General features: G+C 57.3%; 1 protein-coding gene. It reads left to right on the forward strand.

The window, feature by feature from the left end; translation table 11 throughout:
• Window positions 1–129 precede the first annotated feature (129 nt).
• Entirely contained in the window at window positions 130–1,149 is a 1,020-nt protein-coding gene (locus tag WS89_RS24785) for an IS110 family transposase (protein WP_059794108.1), read from the forward strand.
• Window positions 1,150–1,430: the final 281 nt, after the last annotated feature.

Raw genomic sequence — 1,430 nt, forward strand, 5'->3', positions numbered from 1 at the left:
AAGGAGAATGAAATGAACGCGTCCCACCCACGCACGTGAGGGTAAAGAGGGGTGGATCCTCACGGGCCAACGGCATCGATGTGCCCAGGTGGAAAATGCAAGCATTTCCCGGTGACCGGAGGACCCACGATGAACAGTATGGCCGTAGGCGTAGACATCGCCAAACAAGTTTTTCAGGTGCATTACGTTGATCGGGAAACCGGTGAGATCGTGAACAAACCGATTAGACGGGCGAAGTTTCTGGAGCACTTCGCGAACAGTGTCCCCTGTCTGGTGGGGATGGAAGCGTGCAGCGGTGCACATCACTGGGCCCGGCAACTGATGAGGCTGGGTCATCAGGTGAAGTTGATGCCGGCTGAATTCGTGAAAGCATTCAACATCCGCAACAAGAACGATGCCGCTGACGCCCGAGCAATCTGGCTGGCTGTCCAGCAGCCTGGCAAGCCGGTGGCTGTGAAGACGGAAATACAACAGGCAATGCTGGCGTTGCACCGAATGCGTGAGCAGTTGGTGAAATTCCGCACCATGCAAATCAATGGGCTGCGCGGACTACTGACGGAATACGGCGAGGTAATGAGTAAAGGCAGGGCAAAGCTAGATCAGGAGATACCGGCCGCACTTGGCAGAATCGCGGAGCGCCTACCCTCAGCGTTGATCGATACGCTGCGCGAGCAATGGAATGGTCTGGCGAGACTGGACGAGCAGGTTGCCGAAATTGAGCGGCGGATGCGCGACTGGAAGAAGGAAGACAAGGCGGTGAAGGCAATTTGCGAGATTCCCGGCGTGGGGTTGCTGACGGCCACGGCTGCGGTAGCGATGATGGGCGACCCAAAGGCGTTCAGTTCGGGGCGGGAATTTGCGGCGTGGGCGGGCCTCGTGCCCAAGCAGACCGGTTCGGGCGGCAAGGTGGTCCTGCATGGAATCAGTAAGAGAGGCGACACATACTTGCGCACGCTACTCATTCACGGGGCTCGAGCGGTGTTGACGCACTCGAAGACCCCTAGCCCGTGGGTCGACCAGATGAAGAAACGGCGACCGACGAATGTGGTGATCGTCGCGCTAGCAAACAAGATGGCACGGACGATCTGGGCAGTGCTCGCTCACGACAGACCATACCGGAGCAACTATGTGAGCGTGAAGCCAGCTTGAGCGGCTCGCGCGAGGTAGAACGATCAGCTTTTAATACAGGGTGAACGTCGAAAGGTTGCGCAGTAATCAAATGTGATGACAAGCCAGGTAGGACCGGGACTCGCTAAACCTGAATGGAGTGAGGAGCCTCGAGCTCTTAAGGAGAATGAGGTGCGAGTCAGCGAATTTCATAGGGGCCCGCAGCGACGGTATCGGCTGCATGAAGGCCGGATATAGAGCTGCAGCCCATCCTGTCTGTCGGAACACACGAAAACTGTTGCAAACGGGACGCGTTCATATAG

Origin of the sequence: Burkholderia sp. MSMB1072 (assembly GCF_001524725.1) — a bacterium.
Lineage (GTDB): Bacteria > Pseudomonadota > Gammaproteobacteria > Burkholderiales > Burkholderiaceae > Burkholderia.

Excerpts from the sequence above, each read along its gene's own strand:
- WS89_RS24785 (WP_059794108.1), top strand. The coding sequence starts at position 130 with ATGAACAGTATGGCCGTAGGCGTAGACATCGCCAAACAAGTTTTTCAG.